Origin of the sequence: Wolbachia endosymbiont of Frankliniella intonsa (assembly GCF_029856955.1) — a bacterium.
In the GTDB taxonomy this organism is placed as follows: Bacteria; Pseudomonadota; Alphaproteobacteria; order Rickettsiales; family Anaplasmataceae; genus Wolbachia.
This window is the reverse complement of sequence record NZ_CP097148.1, coordinates 1,093,606-1,115,173: the sequence shown is the minus strand read 5'-3', so window position 1 is coordinate 1,115,173 and position 21,568 is coordinate 1,093,606. Positions and strand designations below refer to the sequence as shown.

The window sequence follows — 21,568 nt, the reverse complement described above, 5'->3', positions numbered from 1 at the left end:
CGGGAATTGGTATCAGAAGTATCAAATTGTCTTTCTTAGATAGGAGTAACCAAACTTGGAGGTAATCTCAACAGGTAGGTTATAATATAAGAGGTGGAGCTATAATATGCCAAGTAGTGGAAAATTTAAAGTGAGGGTAGCCAAAATAATTAGGGATACCAGACTAAGTTTGATGATCCCAATACTAAAATGGATGAAATAGGAATAAGAAATACAAGACTAGAATTGGTAAATAAGTGGTTAATGTGTTTTCCATATTGAACTTACAGCACGTAGCTTTGATATAGAAGTTTGGGTAATGTTATGATAGTAATTTATATAATTCTATGTGCAATCTTTATAGCGATTTTAGACAGTTCACTAGATTCTTAATTAGGGGATATGTCTAACTTAGGAAAGATTTTCATCAATGTTGAAGTGAATAAGTAGGAGTATTATGTTTTTTCTTTGAGTTGTGAAATTTCAGAATGAGAGACACCAGTAATGTGAGCTATAACATCTATAGAAACACCGGCCTTGAGCGAGTTTTTTGCTACTTCAATTTTACCTTCAATTTTACCTTTTTGATGGCCGATTTGGATGCCTTCATGTTTAGCATCATCAAGTTTTTGTTCCAAGATAGCAGCTTCTTTCTGTAAATCCATTACCCTTTCTTCATAAGCTAATAGGTCCTTCTCATTCCAATGGAACTTATCTAATTCATCATATGCTAGCTTTATTATTGGTGATTTTTCTGCTATTTTTCTTAAATCTTCATCAGTTGTTTCTTCTGCATATTTAAAGAAAAATAGCCAACGATCTACTACATTTTCTAGCTGCTCTTCTCTACTTTTGGGAAACTTTGGTAACTCAATGAAGATAAATTGAAAATCTTTTAAGTCATGCTCATTAGTTTTTTCATCTCTTATGGTATGGCTAGATATATAATCAAGCTTATCAGGAAATAAATTACAATTAGAAATAGCAATAAAGAAAACCTTCTTTAAATCAATGTACTTACCACCTTTATCAGCCTGCCTTGAGTAAGCCTTAGCAGCATATAATTGAGCCCGTTTTTCGAAGCCTTTATCACGAGCGAGTTGCATCTCAATCACGTATCTGGCCCCAGTGGAATCTCTGCACAGAACATCAACAATACTCTGCTTATCAGAGGCAATTTCAGGGTCCATAATGGTGCTAAGGAATTCAACTTCTTGTATAGTATTTATTTCAGTAAACCCCAAAATATCATTCAAAAAGTGAATAAGGATATTCTTATTTTTTTCAGTACCGAATATTTTCTTAAATGTTAAATCAAGCTTGGGATCTAAAAATTTTGAAAGAGCCATAGGGAATCGACTTAAAAAGCATTAATAATTATACACAATTGTGAAGAAATATTCAACGTTTTTGTGCTAAAGTCTATTAAAGTTAGCTAAATTTCAAGAGTTGGCAAAAAAACTACCTTCATAGATGACCATAGAATGCTACTGCGCACCTTAGCTGTTTGTTTTATCATCTTTTACAACTCCCTCCATAAACCCCAGCAAATGAATTCATGAGCTATAAAGAGCTTTAAAAACACTTATTTTGGGTGTGAGAGATTAACCTCCTAATAAAAATACAAGCCCAAAAGCTCAATTATGATTTACCTAATATCGTGAGGACAGGTTCATTAATCTCCCACACCTCTACATGATAAAGATCTTGAAACTTAGTGTCAACATTTCAGTAGCAAATTTATGTTAAATCTATATCCTGTCAATATGGACAAAAAGAAGGTTATAATATATACAGATGGATGGAAATCCGGGGCCTGGTGGATGGGCAGCCGTGGTGATGTATGAAAATAAAAGTATCTTTATCAAAAAACGCATCTCTGGAGGTGAAGAAAACACAACGAATAACAAAATTGAGTTAGAGGCTGTGATTAACGGGCTAAAGATGTTGAAAGTTTCTTGCAAAGTTGTTTTACACACTGATAGTCAGTATATTAAACAAGGTATAACAGAGTGGATCAATAAGTGGAAAACAAATGGTTGGAAGACAGCTGATAAAAAGCCAGTAAAGAACAAGGAATTATGGAAGGAATTGAATGAAATTGTCTTGCAGCATGATATTAACTGGAAGTGGGTTAAGGCTCACAGTGGTAATACCTATAATAAAGAAGCAGATAGACTTGCTAGAAAGGAATCTAAAAAGCTAAAATATAGAGATTGTGAGATCAAGAAATCACAAAAAAATAGAGGGAGCTCTAAGTTTTATAGATTGGAGGGAGTGTTATGGCAATAATTCTTTTAGACACAAAAACTATAAATCGTATAGCAGCGGGAGAGGTAATAGAAAGGCCAGCAAAAGGAATTAGTAGAAAATGCAATAGATGCTGGAAGTTCAGAGATAGAGATCAAAATAGAAAGTGGTGGGCGTAATCTTATAACTGTAACAGACGATGGAAATGGAATAGAAAAGGAAGATTTGGAACTTGCGTTTATGCGCCACTCTACTTCAAAATTAAGCGATAGTGAGTTAATAGAAGTCAAACATCTTGGCTTTAGGGGAGAATTCAATTGCAGCAGTAAGTAGAATGAACTTATCGTCTAAGGCAAGTGGAGCAAAGGAAGCATGGTCTATAAGTTATGAAGGAGGAGAAAAAATAGGAGAGGTTATCCCTTGTTCTTTGCTACAGGGTACATATATTGAAGTTCGTGACTTATTTTTTGCCACTCCAAATAGACTAAAATTTCTAAAAACCGAAAGGGCAGAAACACAAAGTATTGTTGATATTGTGAATAACTTAGCGATGATTAATTATAGTATTGGGTTTACTCTCACTTCCGGTAATAAAAGCTCTTAAAATATGTTAAGCAAACTTCGCTGTTCAACAGATTATGTGAAATAGAAGAATTTCAAAACAATTCACTGGAAGTTAAAGAGGAAGAAGAAGGCATCAAACTTAAGGGACACATCTGTAAACCTAATGTCAATCGTGGCAACTCAACTCAAATTTATACGTTTGTTAATGGAAGGCCAATCAAGGATAATCTACTTATTGGTGCAATTAGATATGCGTATCACGATTTTATTCCAAACAATAGGTATCCTTTTGCATTGTTGCATTTAGAAGTACCATATGACCAAGTAGATGTAAATGTGCATCCAAATAAATCGGAAGTAAGATTTCAGAATAAAAGGCTAATATATGAAATAGTGAGAAGAGGGATAATAAAAACACTATCAACGAGATTTGCAGCGGGTGATCAAGGTATTGAAGAGGAGATAATTTTTAATGATAGTAAAAGCCAAGAGCAGGTTGATAGTCAAGAGAAAAAAGATCAAAAAGAGTTTTATGAAAAGAGACCAAGTCTTTTAGAAAATCGTCTAATGAAATAATTCAATTCACCAGATGAAAGAAGGCAAAGCTTACCAGAAACGTTTAAATATGGAGAATCTCCACCCCAAAAGGGAACGATGGTTTTAGAAAGGAAGCAAATTGATTTGGTAGAGCTCTAGGATATGCACGTTGTCAGGTCCACAATACTTACATTATTGCTGAGGCTGGAGATAGGCTGATTATAGTAGATCAACATGCAGCCTATGAGAGGTTGATATACGAGTGCTTAACAAGCATAAAAAGACAAAAACTTCTCATTCCTGAAATAGTTGAAATTAAAAACCAAGCTGGAATGGAGATGGTTAAAACTTATAAAGATAAGCTTTTTGAAATGGGTTTTGGTATTGAAATAGAATCAGAAGATAAAGTAAGGGTAAAAGAAATACCTGCAATCTTGGGAACAATAGATATAAAAGAGATGCTAGTTGATATAGTAGATAAGTTAATGGAAATAGAAGATACTCTACCAATAGAGGATAAGGTGAACAAAATATCATCCATAATCGCTTGCCACGGAGCAGGAAGAAAAATGAAATTGGAAGAGATGAATGAGATACTAAGACAAATTGAGAAAACTCCATATTCTGATCACGGAAGACCAACGTATATAGAAATGAAACTAAGTGATATAGAAAAATTGTTTGAAAGGAGATGAGTTCAGTTTGTCAAAAAGGTTCCCAATTAAGTATAAGTAACTGCTCTTCTGATTATGAGTATAAAATGTGAAAAAAGAGAATAAATGCTCTAATTTTTAGATTACAAAGTAATAGGACAGGAAGTAAGAAATCGTAGGCTAGCAAAGGGATATACTCAAAAAGATTTAGCAAAAAAATCGGAACAACATATCAGGTAATACTGCAATATGAAAAAGGAACACGCAGAATTTCAATTGAGAAATTATAGCTCTTTTCATAATAGTCCGGAAAGTTCATAGAAAAGCAGAATCAACAGCATGACGAAAAGATGTGAATAGAGGGATGTTTTTCCTAGCTCTATTTTTTATAGCAAACCAATGATGCTCAATTTTATTGAAATCTGGGGAATACGTAGGAAGATACAAAATTTCAGCACCAACTTCTTTAGCAAGTTCAGTAATCTTATTAGACTTATGAAAAGTAGCATTATCAAGGATAACAGTTTGTCCAGGTTCCAAAATAGGTGTCAAAAACTGCTCAAACCATTTATTAAAGATATCCATATTACAATGGCCCTCAAATGTTAACGGAACAACTATTTTTCTACTATTTAGAGCTGCAATCATGCTAATTCGTTGAGTTTTCTTTCCAGATTTTAGGGCATAAAATCGCTGTCCTTTCTGAGAATATCCATAGGGATAGTCTTCGGTATTATCAATACCAGATTCATCTATATATACTAAGTTTTGAGGTTCTTTCGTTGCTATAATTTTCAAAAATTCAGCACGTTTTTCTTCATTCCTTTCTTTGTATCCATATGTCTTTTTTTGCGTGTGAGTCCAATTTTTTTAAGAGCTAGATGAATCGTTGGGATACTAACATTACTCCAAAGCTTAGCCATTTCCGATAGAGTTTTTCCACCATGTTTTTTGGCAAATTCAGTAAATTTATTCCAGTCGGTAATTTTATGATTATAACCTCCATTTCCAAGTTTTTTCGACTGAAAATCTCCTGTTTCTTTTTTTCTTTGCTGCCACTCCCATAATGTAGTTCTTCCAATTTTAAATCTTGCTGCTACCGTTTCTCTGCTTTCCCCTTCGTCTAGTACCTCCATTGCTTTTTTTCTTAAATCATAACTATATGCTGCTGGCATACTTACCTTCACTACTATAAACTCTTATTTTAAACCGTTTGGACCATTATGAAAAGAGCTATATATGAGTTAGCAGAAGCATTATCAACAACTGCTAGAGATCTAGCTTGCGTACAAGAAGTATCAAATGAGGGAAGGTATGAGGAAGAGGAGGTACTAAATCTAGTAAGAAGACATAAAGAGATTAAGGATCAAGAATTACGTGAAACGTTTTATTTATTAACTAAATTCATCCGTATTAGTGAGGAAGAAAGTGGAAAGGCGGTAAAAATAGAAGTAGCAAAGGGTTTGGTTAAGGAAGGAGTTTCTATCTCTCAAACGACCAGTTTATCTATTGATGAAGATGATAATGATGAAAAAAAAATTTCTATTCCGTATAAAGTAGGTCGAAGAATAAAAGAATGGAGGTTGAGAAGAGGATACACACAAGAAGATTTGGCAAGTAAAGTGGGCATAAAGAATATATGAGTATGAACAAGGAAGATATACTTGAAATGCTAGATGAAATAGCAAAGAATTAATATTACAGATCTGCTTCCAGAAACAAGAGAAAATGAGAATAGTGAAGCAGAGCTATCAAAGTTAATAGAAGAATACAAAAAGATTAAAAGCCAAGTAATGTACTAATAAAATCTCTGTTTGAAGGCATACGGATTTGCGAAGAGAAAGTGAAAAGAGCAGAAAAGATAAAGGATTTAGTGAAAGGAGGAATTTCTACCGATATTATTTTGCAAATAACAGGCCTCTCTTTAGGAGAAATTCAACAATAAAAAATCAGTATATATTAATATCTTTACTCTTAGATGAAAAAATAAGTAAAAAAGATTGAAAAATTGATTTGACTTCACTCGAAAGCTATGGCTCTATGCCAATGCTGATAAAAAAACAGCAGTAAATATCTAAAAAAAGTTTGTTGTTAGTGAAGGGTAAATTATATGAATAAAAGTAAAGAAGAAATCGAATTCATAATATTAGAAAGCAAAGGCAAAGTACTACTTGATCGTGAAATAATGGAAACGTTTCTAAGTGCAGTACATGAAAGACCACAAGCTCAAGAAATTGCTAAAAATCTGGTGAATAGCTATACGGGAGTAGGAAGGATTTTAGTCCGAGAAATGGATGACCTGAAAGTTATAGAAGGAGTAACTGATTCTGCAGTAGCAATGATTATGTGTGTTAAGGAAACACTAGAAAGGGTGCTCAGAGAAAAGCTTAAGAGTGACCCAATAATGGACTTACAAGGGCTAGTAGAGTATTTGAACGTAAGTATAGGACACTCAGAAAGGGAATGTGTAAAAATACTGTATTTGAATAAGAGGCGCCAATTAATCGGAGAAGAATCCTATATTGGTGAAATGGAAAAAGCACCAGTATACATAAAGGAGATTACAAGAAAGGCATTAATAAGAAAAGCGACGTCAATAATAATATCGCATAACCAACCAGAAGGAAGGTTAAAGCCATCTGATGAGGATGAAGCTGTAACTAAAGACTTGGCTAAAGCTTGTCAGACTATAGGGATTAGGTTACTGGATCACATTATCATCACAAGTGTTGGGTATTTTAGCTTTAAAGAGCAAGGACTGTTATAAAGCAGATATTTGAAGATTTTCATGAGTTGTTTAACTACTTGAATGAAGAAAGTATTTGCAAGTGCATTAATTATTGCTTACAATTAATGAGAAAGTATATACTAAATTAATAATAAAGTAATAAAGTCGGTTATAGACTTAGTTAAATATATTTAATAGCGGAGGCTAATATGAGTAATAAAATAATTGTACCTTTTGATGATCAAGAAGGAGGTACTTGCGAGTTAAACATTGATCTTGATAGATTATCAAAAGGTGAGGTGTTAAATGCTATTGTAGGAATAGGTCGTACTAACACCTTTGTAAGAAAAATTAATAAGGCTAAAAAGCCTGAGGAAATATCACTGCCATTAAGTTAAGGGAAAGTGATGGACTGTATTGTAAAATCAGGTAAGATCCACAAATTAAAAGAAGTAATGACATGAGTAAAAAAAAGAATAATCATGTTTATAAAAAATAAATTGATGAGTTTAAACTTTATAAACGCACACAGAGCATCCTCAAAAGACTTCTCACGAAAAAGAAATCTGCCCTTCATTAGTGTATTTCTCCTGATTTTTAGAAAGAGTGTAAAGTCATTACAAGTAATGCTTAATGAGTTTGTTCTGCATACAAGAAAAGATTACACAATTACGGCAAGTGCATTTACTCAAGCAAGAAAGAAGCTAAAGCATACTGCGTTTTCAGAGTTAAATGATGATATAGTTTCCCTATACTAACAAGATCAGGAATTTAAAACCCACCATGGCTTCAGAGTACTTGCATTTGATGCTTCAATACTGATTCTGCCAAAGAGCGACAAAATAATAGGCGAGTTTGGCTCAAGAGCAGTATGAAATCGAATCCAGAGATTTGAAGACTATACAAGTGCAACCTTTGAAGTTTGCTACGATGTGCCAAATAATATTGCAATAAAATCTGTGCTAAGTAGAGGTGACAGCTATGAGGTTGATTTAGCGATCGGTATGCTTGAATCCATAAAATCAGACGATTTGTTAATCTGTGATAGAGGATACGTATCTTATCGATTTCTTGCTGAGCTTACAGGAAGGAAAATCAATTATATAATTCGCTGTTCAAGTTCGTCTTTCAATGAAATAAACGCTATGTTTAAGCCGGAAAGCCCATCTAGTACGGTGGTAGTGTCTACCGCACCTATTAAAGTAGCAAGACAGCTACGAAAGCTAGGATTACCTGATGAGATGAAATTCAGGTTAGTCAAAATAATACTTTCTTCTGGAGAAGTTGAAGTATTAGTAACATCTCTGTTAGATGAGAAACGTTTTACAGTTGAAGAGTTTGAGAGATTATATTACTTGCGCTGGGGAGTAGAAACATTTTTCTAGGCTGAAGGGAAGATTAAATTTAGAGAATTTCACAGGAAAAAGTATTGAAACTATCAAGCAGGATTTTTGGTCAACTATCTTCATCAGTAATCTAGAAAGTATCATGATAGAAGATGATGAAGAGACATTGAGCTCACAGAATAGTGAACTAAAAAAGCATCAATAAATCTGTCTCATTTAATGCGATTAAAAACTTATCCTTTGATATTTTTTCTACAGAGTCAGACATAGACTGCATTATGTATCGACTATCACAGTTATTTTTGATGAACACTTTAGTGGTGAGAAAAGGGAGAAGAGTTAATCGTCATAAGATATCTGATATTCGTTCACTCAACTACCAGAAAAGAGCTAGAAAACATGTGTTTTAAATTCAAGATATCTTTTCAGTATCATTGTATTAGTACATTCTTTGCAAAATAACCTGCAATTATTACTTTTTTAAATAACTTGCACTTTTCAGACTCCCTTTTCTTAAAAATTCACCCTAGTATTTACCATAATTATCAATCACTTCAAATTTTTTGTCCAATCTTAACTTCTCTTTCCCTTAACTTAATGGCAGTGATCCAGTACTGCTCATACCAATTCCCGCTATAGAAAGAACAGATAGAGAATAATGGGGAAAAAAAGTCATACTAGAGTAAGTGAAATAGCGAGGTATAAATGGCATTAAGGTCAAAACTATTAGACGAAAGAGTTGTAAATTTAGCGAAAGAAATGTTAAAAAAGGTAAGAAATAACGCATATGTTTCAAAAAAGTTACAAGCGGTGATAGCAGGAAAAGAAAGTATAGTATAGCTCTTTTCATAATGTTCCAAACGGTTTAAAATAAGAGTTTATAGTAGTGAAGGTAAGTATGCCAGCAGCATATAGTTATGATTTAAGAAAAAAAGCAATGGAGGTACTAGACGAAGGGGAAAGCAGAGAAACGGTAGCAGAAAGATTTAAAATTGGAAGAACTACATTATGGGAGTGGCAGCAAAGAAAAAAAGAAACAGGAGATTTTCAGTCGAAAAAACTTGGAAATGGAGGTTATAATCATAAAATTACCGACTGGAATAAATTTACTGAATTTGCCAAAAAACATGGTGGAAAAACTCTATCGGAAATGGCTAAGCTTTGGAGTAATGTTAGTATCCCAACGATTCATCTAGCTCTTAAAAAAATTGGACTCACACGCAAAAAGACATATGGATACAAAGAAAGGAATGAAGAAAAACGTGCTGAATTTTTGAAAATTATAGCAACGAAAGAACCTCAAAACTTAGTATATATAGATGAATCTGGTATTGATAATACCGAAGACTATCCCTATGGATATTCTCAGAAAGGACAGCGATTTTATGCCCTAAAATCTGGAAAGAAAACTCAACGAATTAGCATGATTGCAGCTCTAAATAGTAGAAAAATAGTTGTTCCGTTAACATTTGAGGGCCATTGTAATATGGATATCTTTAATAAATGGTTTGAGCAGTTTTTGACACCTATTTTGGAACCTGGACAAACTGTTATCCTTGATAATGCTACTTTTCATAAGTCTAATAAGATTACTGAACTTGCTAAAGAAGTTGGTGCTGAAATTTTGTATCTTCCTACGTATTCCCCAGATTTCAATAAAATTGAGCATCATTGGTTTGCTATAAAAAATAGAGCTAGGAAAAACATCCCTCTATTCACATCTTTTCGTCATGCTGTTGATTCTGCTTTTCTATGAACTTTCCGGACTATTATGAAAAGAGCTATACTATCATAACATTACCCAAACTTCTATATCAAAGCTACGTACTGTAAGTTCAATATGGAAAACACATTAACCACTTAGCATTTAATGTCTACTTCATCCATTTTAGCATTAAGACTATCAAACTTGCTACTGGTTGTTTCCCTAATTATTTTGGCTACCCTCACTTTAAATTTTCCACTATAGTATTTTCTAAAATGAATGGATAAATTTCCATTATGGTATTACCAACCAAAAGTTGTAAGTCTGTACATTTATACATTAGAGGTCTGAGGCGGCTTTTGATGGTATGCCAACAGTGCTCTATGGGATTCAAATCTGGTGAATATGTTGGAAGATACAGCACATGAAAGCCAAAAGACTCTATTAATGATTTTGTTTTAGTGGTCTTATGAAATGTAGCATTATCCATAACTATGGTTGTGCCAAGTGGCAATTTAGGTAATAATACCAAAATCCATTACTGACCGAACAAATAATACCAAAATCCATTACTGACGGAACAAATAAGAAACATTACAAACTCGTTTAATAGTAGTACTGGAAATATTGACAATAAAATTACACAAAACATCTTCAAGTAAACCTATGGTATCGTAGATACTATTGCGTAAAGTATTGTATTTGATATATTGCCACAACCTTTCAACAGGATTCAGTTCCGGTGAATAAGGAGGCAAGTATATGATGGTAATGTTTTCCTGAATTTTCAAACTTTTTGATCTATGCCAACTTGCACAATCCATTACAAGAAAGGCTTCTTTCGTGCCTAAATCTTTCGACATCTGCTCCAGAAATATATTCATACAATCAGTGTTTACATATGGAGCAAGTAGGCTAATTTTCTTATACCAATTCCCGCTATAGAAAGAACAGATAGAGAATAATGGGGAAAAAGTCATACTAGAGTAAGTGAAATAGCGAGGTATAAATGGCATTAAGGTCAAAACTATTAGACGAAAGAGTTGTAAATTTAGCGAAAGAAATGTTAAAAAAGGTAAGAAATAACGCATATGTTTCAAAAAAGTTACAAGCGGTGATAGCAGGAAAAGAAAGTAGTATAAGCGCTGTGGCAAGAATATGTAAAATTTCAAGGACTGCTTTGACTGAATGGATAAAGCATCTAAAATTTGGTAGAGTAGAAAAATTATTTGCCCCGTTTCAGCGGAGAAGAAAAAGCAAATTAAACAAAAATCAACGTGAGCAAATTGAAATATGGGTAGAAAGAAATCCAAATATTACTATTAAGGAAGTACAAATAAAAATCTCAGAGGAATTTGCCTAAACATCAGCAAATCAACAGTGCACCGTGAGATACAAAGGATGAAATTTTCTTACATAACACCGAGGCCAATGCACCATAAACAAGATAAAAACAAGCAAGAAGAGTTTAAAAGATACTTCAATAAAATAGTCAATTTCCACCCTAAAAGGGAGGTGTTTTTGATGAATCACGATTTGGGACTCATTCAAAAATCGGACACGGATGGTTTAAAAGGGTTCAGAACGCAGGTTAAAATGAAAATTGGTAGACAAAATTTCTATATCTAAAGTGCGGTAAATCCAAGAAGTGGTAAGAAAATTAGCCTACTTGCTCCATATGTAAACACTGATTGTATGAATATATTTCTGGAGCAGATGTCGAAAGATTTAGGCACGAAAGAAGCCTTTCTTGTAATGGATTGTGCAAGTTGGCATAGATCAAAAAGTTTGAAAATTCAGGAAAACATTACCATCATATACTTGCCTCCTTATTCACCGGAACTGAATCCTGTTGAAAGGTTGTGGCAATATATCAAATACAATACTTTACGCAATAGTATCTACGATACCATAGGTTTACTTGAAGATGTTTTGTGTAATTTTATTGTCAATATTTCCAGTACTACTATTAAACGAGTTTATAATGTTTCTTATTTGTTCCGTCAGTAATGGATTTTGGTATAACTATCGCTTAATTTTGAAGTAGAGTGGCGCATAAACGCAAGTTCCAAATCTTCCTTTTCTATTCCATTTCCATCGTCTGTTACAGTTATAAGATTACGCCCACCACTTTCTATTTTGATCTCTATCTCTGAACTTCCAGCATCTATTGCATTTTCTACTAATTCCTTTTGCTGGCCTTTCTATTACCTCTCCCGCTGCTATACGATTTATAGTTTTTGTGTCTAAAAGAATTATTGCCATATTTTCAACTCTCAGTCTGATGAAGATATAGCTTCAATGTTAATAAAAATCAATCTCTATTAGGCATCTTCACTGATTTCAAAACAGAAATAATTGTAATAAAGATGTATAGAAACCCTATAAAGCTTAAAACGCTAGTCCTTCTGAGTAGATCATTCTCTGACTAACATATTTGAATTTTAGTTGAATATTTCTTCAGAATTGTGTATGATTATTAATGCTTTTTATCTTAATTTCTCATGGCTCTTTCAAAATTTTTAGATCCTAAGCTTGATTTAACATTTAAGAAAATTTTTGGTACTGAAAAAAATAAGAATATCCTTATCCACTTTTTGAATGATATTTTGGGGTTTACTGGAGTCAATGCTATTCAAGATGTTGAGTTCCTCAGCACCATTATGGACCCTGAAATTGCCTCTGATAAGCAGAGTATTGTTGATGTTCTGTGCAGAGATTCCACTGGGGCCAGATACGTGATTGAAATGCAACTCGCTCGTGATAAAGGCTTCGAAAAACGTGCCCAACTTTATGCTGCTAAGGCTTACTCAAGGCAGGCTGATAAAGGTGGTAAGTACATTGATTTAAAGAAGGTTTTCTTTATTGCTATTTCCAATTGTAATTTATTTCCTGATAAGCCTGATTATATATCTAGCCATACCATAAGAGATGAAAAAACTAACGAGCATGACTTAAAAGATTTTCAATTTATCTTCATTGAGCTGCCAAAGTTTCCTAAGAGTAGAGAAGAGCAGCTAGAAAATGTGGTAGATCGTTGGCTATTTTTCTTCAAATATGCAGAAGAAACTACGGATGAAGATTTAAGAAAAATAGCAGAAAAGTCACCAATAATAAAGCTAGCATATGACGAGTTAGATAAGTTTCATTGGAATGAGAAAGATCTTGTAGCTTATGAAGAAAGGGTAATGGATTTACAAAAGAAGCTGCTATCTTGGAACAAAAACTCGATGATGCCACTCAAAAAGGTAGACAAGAAGGTAGACAAGAAGGCATCCAAATAGGCCATGAAAAAGGCAAAGCAGAAGGCGAAAAACAGGCTAAAATTGCTGTGGCAAAAAACTCACTTAAGGCCGGTGTATCTATTGATGTTATTGCTGAAATAACCGGACTTTCTTTAGATGATATTAAGAAATTAATTTAACCTTATTCTTAGTCAAATGACCTTGGACTGAAGCATTACTTAAATAACTTTGAGGCTCTAGACCATAAGTGTTGAAAGTGCTATAAGTGGCGTGATACAAGGTGATTGACGGCATGTAAATTCCCTCCTGATAGTAAAACAATTGAACGTATAAAAGAATCATTAAGATCCAATGTGAATTGTAATAGTGCTATTTTGAATCCGTGTAGATTATTTTTGATTTTATAAACAAGAAATAACAAAGCCGTAATAATAATCATGTAAATATACACTTTCATGCCATTCATAGTATGGCTTAAAAAGTGCTTATATCCAAGATTTTGCTTTATAAATTTAAAGAATACCTCTATGTCCCACCTGCGCCTATATAGCTCTGTTACTTCATAAGCTAGCATTTCAAGCAAGTTGGTTAAAAACCATATTTCATCTCCTGCCTTATTTCGAATTTTTATTAAACGTAGGTCATGCTTTTCTGCTACTTTACCTCGTGCACGATAAAGATTAACTATTATATCTTCTAAAATCTCTGATCCATCCGATTTTTGTTCTCTTATAACTTTGTTCCTGCTTATAACATCATGTTTTCTTCCTACTTTAACTCTTGTGATAAATTTGTACTCCTTTTCATCAAATTCGGCAAAAGTCCCAACTTTTCTGATTCCTCTATCAAATAATAAAATATCCTCTTTTTCAACTTTAGCTTCATTAATGGCTCTCACTAATGCTATATCTTCACTACTTTCTTCTTGTCCTTTACAAAATCTTATACTTGTAGGCAATTGATCCTTTAATCCTACACTCACTTTAACTTGACTGTCGTTACTTTTACCGCCTATTTTTAGCCCATCTTTTATGAGATATCCCGATAAATTTATGATCGTCGAATCAAACTTATGTAAGTTATTTGATGTTTTTTGGGGTAATAGCTTTTTAATCTTGCTCATCAAATCAATATATACTCCCTTAAAATATTCTGGATTTATAACTTTTAACCTTTTGACAAACCACTGTATGTTACTGTACTTTTATCGCTATTCTTATCCATTATACACCTGTTTATTACCATTTCTAGCGCTCTTGGGCTTGTTTTTTGCCCCATTAATATTAACTTCATTAGACCTTTAAATATAATCTTGCCCAACAATTTAGTATTACATTTATCTACTTCACTTAATTTTCCTAGCCTTTCTAAATCCTCATCTTTTATTAAATTTAGTACTCTTTCTATTTGATCCATTATTGCCTACATTTTCTTGCAATAACAGTTCTTTATACCTTTCTGATACTACTTTCAACACTTATGGGCTCTAGACTCACCTGCTGTTTTTTTGTAGGAGGACCATTTTCATCTTGATTAGCTGATGGTTCTTGATTGATACCCAAATCAGAGAGCTTGCGTTTTGAACTGATAACATCTTTTCGAATCACTGGCTTAGAATCTATTACTACAGAAACTTCTGAAAATAGATCTACAAAAGCTTCTTGTTTATCAGGAGATAATTGGTCTTGACTTACATACAAAAACTTTACTATGTTTTCTACTTTTACATATTCGATTATCTCGTCTGCTACTTCATTAGTTATTGGAATACCTCTGATATCCAGGTACTGAAGTTGACTATTATTCTTTAACGACTGAAATAAACTTTTTATTGAATCTCCAGCTTCCAACTTGCTATGAGCAAGGTTAAGATACTTAAGACCGATATTGGAACCTAAATACTCAGAAATAATATCAATAGACCCCCCATTAAGAGAATAGCCTGAAATATCTAAATATATTAAAGATCGATCCTTTTAAGGTATTAAATAACCCTTTTATTTCCAAAGAAGGATGTTTTACAGTATATCCACCACAATTAGCAATACTTAAAAAGCGTAATTTGCTACTCTCTAAAAGCCCTGGTAACGCTTGTATGGTAGTTTGACCTATACCACCATAATTATCAATATTTAAACCCTGAATGTTACTGCCCTTTAATGCATTAACTACTTTTTCTAAACCACTATCTGTTATATCCATATCCGATAAACTCAAGAATTCTAAAGAATTATTACTGCCTAATCCATTATGTAGCTTGTTCCATAAATCATCTTCATCCATTTCATTCGTTATGAAATTATGTGATAAATTAAGCTCCTTAAGCACCTTCTCTTGCTTGTTTGATATAGCAATAAATATTTCTTTTATCACTTCCTCATCTAAAGAATTACCAAGAAGATTAAGAGTAGTAATTTTTGATTTATCGACTAATTTTATCATTGCACTTGTTACGTCTTTAGCATCATGTAAGGAAGTGCGAGAAAGGTCTAAAATACTAATACGGGTATCTTCTAATACATTTACTAACTTTTTATACCCTCACCTATAAAATTATCATATAACTTCAAACTCTCCAATTCTCTAAACTGCTGCACAAGCTTTACTAATGAATCCATTCCTTCTTCAGTTATTTCATTGTTCCCTATATCTAGTTCTTTTATACTTGATTCTGTACAATACTTTACAACATCTTCCATCACACTATCAGTTATACCTGTTTCACTTAGGTTCAATGAAACCAGCTTTGGATGATTATGTAAACCACGAGCTATTTGCTTAGCAATTCTTTTGCTAAAACCTTGAGATACGTAATTTCCAGAAAGATCTAATTTTTCTATGCTGGTATTACTTTTCAAAGCTCCAAATATTTTACTGTAATCGGGAGTAATGAGTCCAATATCATTGATAATTAAATGGGTAATCTTATTGCTCCTAATGAGCTTAGCAAGTAAGGCAATAGCTTGTGATTTAGAACCGTATGAACCTATATCATTGTTAGATAAATCTAGAGAAAATGCTCCTTGCTTACTTTCTATTAGAGCATTTATTAACTCTACTGCTCCTTCTGGGCTAAGGTTATTACTAGAAAAGTCTAAGGAATCAATCTCCACATTTTTGTTTGCTTTTAGAAATTCAGTTAATTCTTGAACTTGACAATCCTCCAAACCTATATTGGATAGATCCAAAAACTTATCAATACCAGGTTTAAATTGTGCTAAATATTCCTCAATACTCTGAATTTTTTTAGATCTAGATCCCCAGCCCTTTAACCGATCTCTTCCTACATCAACCCAATTCGGAAAAGTTTCCCCTTTGCTCACTACAGTTGATTCCAGTAATTTCAATTCGTTTATATCAGGACTGAAAATTTCCCTTGCGGCTAGATTGCGGCTGAAAACTTTCCTCCTTTTTTCAATTTGACTGTGCTGATCTGATGTTTCTAATTCTTTCTCATCAGTAGCGGCTAGATTGTGGCCGAAAACTTTCCTCCTTTTTTCAATTTGACTGTGCTGATCTGATGTTTCTAATTCTTTCTCATCAGTAGATGATCCATATTTCTCCTCTAATATTTCTATCATCTCTTTCTTCATGGCTTCACTAAGGTTTGTAAGCTGTTTTAATTTACTCAACTGTTCTTTCCTATAGTCAACATTTTCCTTATCCTTTACATCATTTTTGAGGCATGTTCTAGTAAAAGATGCTGATAATCGCTTTAATAATGCATCTATCACTTCCACATGCTCTTGTGTACCTAAGCTCAGTACAATACTAAGTATCCCCTGATCAGCTATATACTCTTCTGCCACCTTTTTTTGCCACGGTTTACTACTCTTCTCATAGTATGCTTTATACAATGAGTACTCACCTTTATCCATCATATGATCAAATAGATTTTTACCAGAACCATCAGGAGCATATAACAACTCACTTACATACTCATTTACTTTATTACTCTTATATAGATCTTTTATCTTGTTAACCAAGAAGCCTAAAATGCTCTCTTTAGTACCTTTATCGTCCGTATCACTTAGAATCGTAAAAAATAGTGCATTACGTCCACCATGTAACGTACTGCGCGTAATATCAATACTGTTTTCTCTTAATAAAGACTTTACTGAACCTTCTCTCCCTGAATAACATGCAAGCATCAAGGACGTTGCTTGTTGTTGTTTATCATAACTATAAAACTCCCATTTTTTATCTCCATTTAATTTTACTGCATAAATTGGTGTATTTAACCCCTTTGATAATGTTTTATCATCTGATATATCTTCATTATTATATATTTTTTGAAACAATTTAGGTACTACAAAGTACTTTTCCCTACTATACCCTAAACCTTGAGCAATTTTTTCATCAAGCTCAATAACATGATCATAGTAAACATCTTTTACACTATTATAACGCTGTGATGGTGTTAGATCGTTATCTGTTGGATGTAAGTAAATGGGGTTGTAATTACCTAATTTAGAAAAATAACCTTCCCCATAATCAAAAAGTAGTTGTGAATTGGGAGAAATATCCACTTTTGCATAAAACGTAACCTGTCCTTTGTTCTGGAATTTTTCTATAAAGTGCTGAAGGTTAACGTTATTTATTGATCCGTGATTTAGGTAACTTGCCCAGTTGCGCTTTTTCTCTCCATCTATGATGGTTTTCTTACCAACGTTGAACACATATAAACTTTCCAGATTTTCATCTTGGCTCATCCTCTCTCCTGCAAAAGTCCCTAAAAAAGTTCCTGCTTTTATTTCATCCTTTGCAAATACTCCCAATTCTTTTCTCCTTTCAATGCAGCAACTTGCGCGATCAAAATTTTAGGCTCTCCTTTCTCTACATTATTCTTATAAATGCCTCTTCTACTTTCAGCTTCAACACCTGGCCTATACTCAATTTTTCCCTCTTTCTCAAGTTCTTTCTTGAACTCTTCTAACGTATACTTTTTCAACGAATCCTTATCGATTAAAGGATTACTTTCTGTAATTGTAAAATCATTCTTTTCTGGCAACAATAATTGTTCTTCAGCTTGAGAATTATACTCCTCTGAATTTTCTCTTCCCTCTCTATAAGACAAACCTTTATCTTTTGCCTTACCTAAGTTACTGATCACACTAGCAAAACTTCTTCCTCCTTTCTCCAAATGTTTTGGGTCTTCTTTCCTCTCTCCTTCCTTATTAAGCAAAAGATTATACAAATCCTCAAAAGCTTTTGGTGCCTTAGCCCCTGCTCCACTTAAGATACTGGAAACAGTAACCAGATCTATTCCTTGTTTTTCTAGAACTGTTAGATACTTTGTCTTCTCCTCTTCCTCATCAAACCAAAGATGATACAAATCCTTAAAAGCATCTTTTGCCTTAGCCCCTGCTCCATGTAAGATACTGGACACACTAGCCAGATCTATTCCTTGTTCTTCTAGAACTCTTAGATACTTTGTCTTCTCCTCTTCCTCATCAAACCAAAGATGATACAAATCCTTAAAAGCATCTTTTGCCTTAGCCGCTGCTCGAGTTAAGATATTGGACACAGTAACCAGATCTATTCTTTGTTCTTCTAGAACTCTTAGATATTTTGTCTCCCCTCCTTCATCATCAAACCAAAGATAATACAAATCCTTAAAAGCATCTTTTGCCTTAGCCCCTGCTCCACTTAAGATACTGGAAACAGTAACCAGATCTATTCCTGCTTTCTTCAATTTTTTTATGTATTCTTTCTTCTCATCAAACCAAAGATAATACAAATCCTTAAAAGCTTTTGGTGCATTAGCCCCTGCTCCACTTAAGATACTGGACACACTAGCAAGATCTACTCCTGCTTCCTTCAATTTTTTTATGTATTCTTTCTTCTCATCAAACCAAAGATCACACAAATCCTTAAAAGCTTTTGGTGCATTAGCCCCTGCTCCACTTAAGATACTGGACACGCGAGCCAGATCTACTCCTGCTTCCTTCAATTTTTTTAGGTATTCTTTCTTCTCTCCTTTCTCATCAAGCAAAAGATCATACAAATCCTTAAAAGCTTTTGGTGCCTTAGCCCCTGCTCCATGTAAGATACCGGACACGCGAGCCAGATCTACTCCTGCTTCCTTCAATTTTTTTAGGTATCCTTTCTTCTCATCAAACCAAAGATCACACAAATCCTCAAAAGCTTTTGGTGCCTTAGCCCCTGATCCACTTAAGATACTGGACACGCGAGCCAGATCTACTCCTGCTTCCTTCAATTTTTTTAGGTATTCTTTCTTCTCTCCTTTCTCATCAAGCAAAAGATCATACAAATCCTTAAAAGCTTTTGGTGCCTTAGCCCCTGCTCCATGTAAGATACCGGACACGCGAGCCAGATCTACTCCTGCTTCCTTCAATTTTTTTAGGTATCCTTTCTTCTCATCAAACCAAAGATCACACAAATCCTCAAAAGCTTTTGGTGCCTTAGCCCCTGCTCCATGTAAGATACCGGACACGCGAGCCAGATCTACTCCTGCTTCCTTCAATTTTTTTAGGTATTCTTTCTTCTCATCAAACCAAAGATCACACAAATCCTCAAAAGCTTTTGGTGCATTAGCCCCTGATCCACTTAAGATACTGGACACGCGAGCCAGATCTACTCCTGCTTTCTTCAATTTTTTTAGGTATCCTTTCTTCTCATCAAACCAAAGATCACACAAACCCTTAAAAGCTTTTGGTGCCTTAGCCCCTGCTCCATGTAAGATACCGGACACGCGAGCCAGATCTACTCCTGCTTCCTTCAATTTTTTTATGTATTCTTTCTTCTCATCAAACCAAAGATCACACAAATCCTCAAAAGCTTTTGGTGCCTTAGCCCCTGATCCACTTAAGATACTGGACACGCGAGCCAGATCTACTCCTGCTTCCTTCAATTTTTTTAGGTATTCTTTCTTCTCATCAAACCAAAGATCACACAAATCCTCAAAAGCTTTTGGTGCCTTAGCCCCTGCTGCATGTAAGATACCGGACACGCGAGCCAGATCTACTCCTGCTTCCTTCAATTTTTTTATGTATTCTTTCTTCTCATCAAACCAAAGATCACACAAATCCTCAAAAGCTTTTGGTGCATTAGCCCCTGATCCATTTAAGATACTGGACACACTAGCAAGATCTACTCCTGCTTCCTTCAATTTTTTTAGGTATCCTTTCTTCTCATCAAACCAAAGATCACACAAATCCTCAAAAGCTTTTGGTGCCTTAGCCCCTGCTCCATGTAAGATACCGGACACGCTAGCCAGATCTACTCCTGCTTCCTTCAATTTTTTTAGGTATCCTTTCTTCTCATCAAACCAAAGATCACACAAATCCTCAAAAGCTTTTGGTGCCTTAGCCCCTGCTCCATGTAAGATACCGGACACGCTAGCCAGATCTACTCCTGCTTCCTTCAATTTTTTTAGGTATCCTTTCTTCTCATCAAACCAAAGATCACACAAATCCTCAAAAGCTTTTGGTGCCTTAGCCCCTGCTCCATGTAAGATACCGGACACGCTAGCCAGATCTACTCCTGCTTCCTTCAATTTTTTTAGGTATCCTTTCTTCTCTCCTTCATCATCAAACCAAAGATGATACAAATCCTTAAAAGCTTTTGGTGCCTTAGCCCCTGATCCACTTAAGATACTGGACATACGAGTATGAACATTATTTTCGAATACAGTCGAAAACATTTTTTTTCCTTCTTCTGTATCTAAAAATTCCCTAAAAGGAGCTACATTTTTTTTACCTATAGCCTTAGCAAATCTGTCAACTGGATTAATTGTCATCTGAGCGTTTGACGAGGAGAGTCCTGCGTTGCGAAACCATCTGCTTTACATATTGCACTTCTTTCAATACTTCTGAAGCCAATTTCCTCTTTTTTAAATAATCTATTGGAAATGCTATGTGCGACATAGAACCCTTACCGCCTCCATATACAAAACCTAATATTTACCCATTATAATAAATAAAATCGGCAATGCAAGTAATTTCTACGCATATTTTGACATTTTATTTTCAGGCTATTTTATTTAAGTTTTTGAGCTAAGCTTGTAGAAGAGCTTCATTCCATCTTTAAATTTTGTTTTTGCTTTAACTTACCCCCAATTTTCTTTTTGTTATCAATATTAATCTAGCAACATATTTCACTAAAAATTTTAATAAGATAACCATTTCCAGAACTCAAAACCAGCTAATGAGAGAAGAGTTTGTTTTGGGATGGGTTGGTCTACCAATTGTACCATACGAACTTTTTTGTATGGTGATTTCATTATACGCTAAAACTAGCCATATTAGCCCATTTCATCCATATCTACATACGAACTGTTTTGCATAACTTTGTTGCAAAGATTTCAAGCTTCTATTTTTATAACCTTATTTTACGTGGCTTGTTCTCGCAAATGTATGACCTTTTTTGAAGGAGTAAATAATTCAATTCTTTATAACACTAATTAGCATGTTACTTTCACTAAAGTTATTCTTCCAAAAAGACTACTCATTGCTTTAATGGTATCATAATGTTTTGCATATAAACCTATTCTGTAAAAATTCATATTTCAACCAATTATAATTATGATATATAATATA

Annotated in this window: 13 protein-coding genes and 10 pseudogenes; 11 read left to right on the top strand and 12 right to left on the bottom strand. The window is 34.0% G+C overall.

The annotated features are described in order from the left end of the window. Positions 1–434: 434 nt before the first annotated feature. Positions 435–1,328, bottom strand: a complete 894-nt coding sequence (locus M3L71_RS06200; protein ID WP_280143397.1) for an Rpn family recombination-promoting nuclease/putative transposase — start codon at positions 1,326–1,328, stop codon at positions 435–437. Positions 1,329–1,745: 417 nt separating this feature from the next. Between M3L71_RS06200 and rnhA the strand changes: the two are divergent. The 3 pseudogenes from rnhA to M3L71_RS06185 all read left to right on the top strand — a co-directional run. Continuing rightward, positions 1,746–2,169 (top strand): annotated as a pseudogene (gene rnhA, locus M3L71_RS06195) (ribonuclease HI); the annotation flags it as partial. A gap of 92 nt (positions 2,170–2,261) precedes the next feature. Continuing rightward, positions 2,262–4,025: pseudogene (gene mutL / locus M3L71_RS06190) on the top strand (DNA mismatch repair endonuclease MutL). A gap of 67 nt (positions 4,026–4,092) precedes the next feature. Beyond that, a pseudogene (locus M3L71_RS06185) lies at positions 4,093–4,270 on the top strand (helix-turn-helix domain-containing protein); the annotation flags it as partial. Positions 4,271–4,298: 28 nt separating this feature from the next. On the opposite strand, the gene M3L71_RS06180 reads toward M3L71_RS06185, so the two are convergent. Continuing rightward, a protein-coding gene (locus M3L71_RS06180) for an IS630 family transposase (protein WP_280143396.1) occupies positions 4,299–5,158 on the bottom strand; the annotation gives its coding sequence in 2 pieces (ribosomal slippage) (positions 4,299–4,834 and positions 4,834–5,158; 861 coding nt in all). Positions 5,159–5,212: 54 nt separating this feature from the next. Between M3L71_RS06180 and M3L71_RS08475 the strand changes: the two are divergent. The 4 genes and pseudogenes from M3L71_RS08475 to M3L71_RS06160 all read left to right on the top strand — a co-directional run. Continuing rightward, positions 5,213–5,928 (top strand): annotated as a pseudogene (locus tag M3L71_RS08475) (helix-turn-helix transcriptional regulator); the annotation flags it as partial. 165 nt (positions 5,929–6,093) lie between these two features. After that, positions 6,094–6,750 (top strand): JAB domain-containing protein, encoded by a 657-nt coding sequence (locus tag M3L71_RS06170; protein WP_280143394.1) that lies wholly within the window; start codon positions 6,094–6,096, stop codon positions 6,748–6,750. Positions 6,751–6,920: 170 nt separating this feature from the next. Beyond that, positions 6,921–7,109, top strand: a complete 189-nt coding sequence (locus M3L71_RS06165) for a hypothetical protein (RefSeq protein ID WP_280143393.1) — start codon at positions 6,921–6,923, stop codon at positions 7,107–7,109. An 84-nt stretch (positions 7,110–7,193) separates the two neighbouring features. Further along, a pseudogene (locus tag M3L71_RS06160) lies at positions 7,194–8,467 on the top strand (IS4 family transposase). Between the two features lie 179 nt (positions 8,468–8,646). Here M3L71_RS06160 and M3L71_RS06155 read toward each other — a convergent pair. Next, entirely contained in the window at positions 8,647–8,769 is a 123-nt protein-coding gene (locus M3L71_RS06155) for a hypothetical protein (protein ID WP_280143392.1), read from the bottom strand. On the opposite strand from M3L71_RS06155, the pseudogene M3L71_RS06150 reads away from it, so the two are divergent. Then, positions 8,763–8,894, top strand: a pseudogene (locus M3L71_RS06150) (IS630-like element ISWpi10 family transposase); the annotation flags it as partial. The gene M3L71_RS06155 and the pseudogene M3L71_RS06150 overlap by 7 nt on opposite strands. A gap of 61 nt (positions 8,895–8,955) precedes the next feature. Continuing rightward, on the top strand, positions 8,956–9,813 hold the full coding sequence (locus M3L71_RS06145) for an IS630 family transposase (protein WP_280143391.1): 858 nt from the start codon (positions 8,956–8,958) through the stop codon (positions 9,811–9,813). 190 nt (positions 9,814–10,003) lie between these two features. Here the strand turns inward: M3L71_RS06145 and M3L71_RS08470 are convergent, their stop codons facing one another. Then, positions 10,004–10,294: a transposase gene (locus M3L71_RS08470; RefSeq protein WP_410543475.1), complete on the bottom strand. Its 291-nt coding sequence runs from the start codon at positions 10,292–10,294 to the stop codon at positions 10,004–10,006. A 37-nt stretch (positions 10,295–10,331) separates the two neighbouring features. Further along, a pseudogene (locus M3L71_RS06135) lies at positions 10,332–10,688 on the bottom strand (transposase); the annotation flags it as partial. An 83-nt stretch (positions 10,689–10,771) separates the two neighbouring features. Here M3L71_RS06135 and M3L71_RS06130 point away from each other — a divergent pair. Then, positions 10,772–11,772: pseudogene (locus M3L71_RS06130) on the top strand (IS630 family transposase). 14 nt (positions 11,773–11,786) lie between these two features. On the opposite strand, the pseudogene M3L71_RS06125 reads toward M3L71_RS06130, so the two are convergent. Then, positions 11,787–12,027, bottom strand: a pseudogene (locus M3L71_RS06125) (ATP-binding protein); the annotation flags it as partial. Between the two features lie 239 nt (positions 12,028–12,266). On the opposite strand from M3L71_RS06125, the pseudogene M3L71_RS06120 reads away from it, so the two are divergent. Beyond that, positions 12,267–13,186, top strand: a pseudogene (locus M3L71_RS06120) (Rpn family recombination-promoting nuclease/putative transposase). An 80-nt stretch (positions 13,187–13,266) separates the two neighbouring features. On the opposite strand, the gene M3L71_RS06115 reads toward M3L71_RS06120, so the two are convergent. The 6 genes from M3L71_RS06115 to M3L71_RS06090 form a co-directional block, all read right to left on the bottom strand. Next, positions 13,267–14,130 (bottom strand): IS4 family transposase, encoded by an 864-nt coding sequence (locus tag M3L71_RS06115; protein WP_280143390.1) that lies wholly within the window; start codon positions 14,128–14,130, stop codon positions 13,267–13,269. A gap of 44 nt (positions 14,131–14,174) precedes the next feature. Further along, positions 14,175–14,423 (bottom strand): hypothetical protein, encoded by a 249-nt coding sequence (locus tag M3L71_RS06110; protein WP_280143389.1) that lies wholly within the window; start codon positions 14,421–14,423, stop codon positions 14,175–14,177. Positions 14,424–14,455: 32 nt separating this feature from the next. After that, positions 14,456–14,857, bottom strand: coding sequence for a hypothetical protein (locus tag M3L71_RS06105; RefSeq protein ID WP_280143388.1), 402 nt, complete (start codon positions 14,855–14,857; stop codon positions 14,456–14,458). Positions 14,858–14,936: 79 nt separating this feature from the next. After that, complete coding sequence (locus M3L71_RS06100; RefSeq protein ID WP_280143387.1) at positions 14,937–15,449, bottom strand: leucine-rich repeat domain-containing protein; 513 nt, start codon at positions 15,447–15,449, stop codon at positions 14,937–14,939. Positions 15,450–15,532: 83 nt separating this feature from the next. Continuing rightward, positions 15,533–17,785: an SET domain-containing protein-lysine N-methyltransferase gene (locus tag M3L71_RS06095; protein ID WP_280143386.1), complete on the bottom strand. Its 2,253-nt coding sequence runs from the start codon at positions 17,783–17,785 to the stop codon at positions 15,533–15,535. After that, entirely contained in the window at positions 17,758–20,769 is a 3,012-nt protein-coding gene (locus M3L71_RS06090; protein ID WP_280143385.1) for a hypothetical protein, read from the bottom strand. The genes M3L71_RS06095 and M3L71_RS06090 overlap by 28 nt, the downstream gene beginning before the upstream one ends. Positions 20,770–21,568 lie beyond the last annotated feature (799 nt).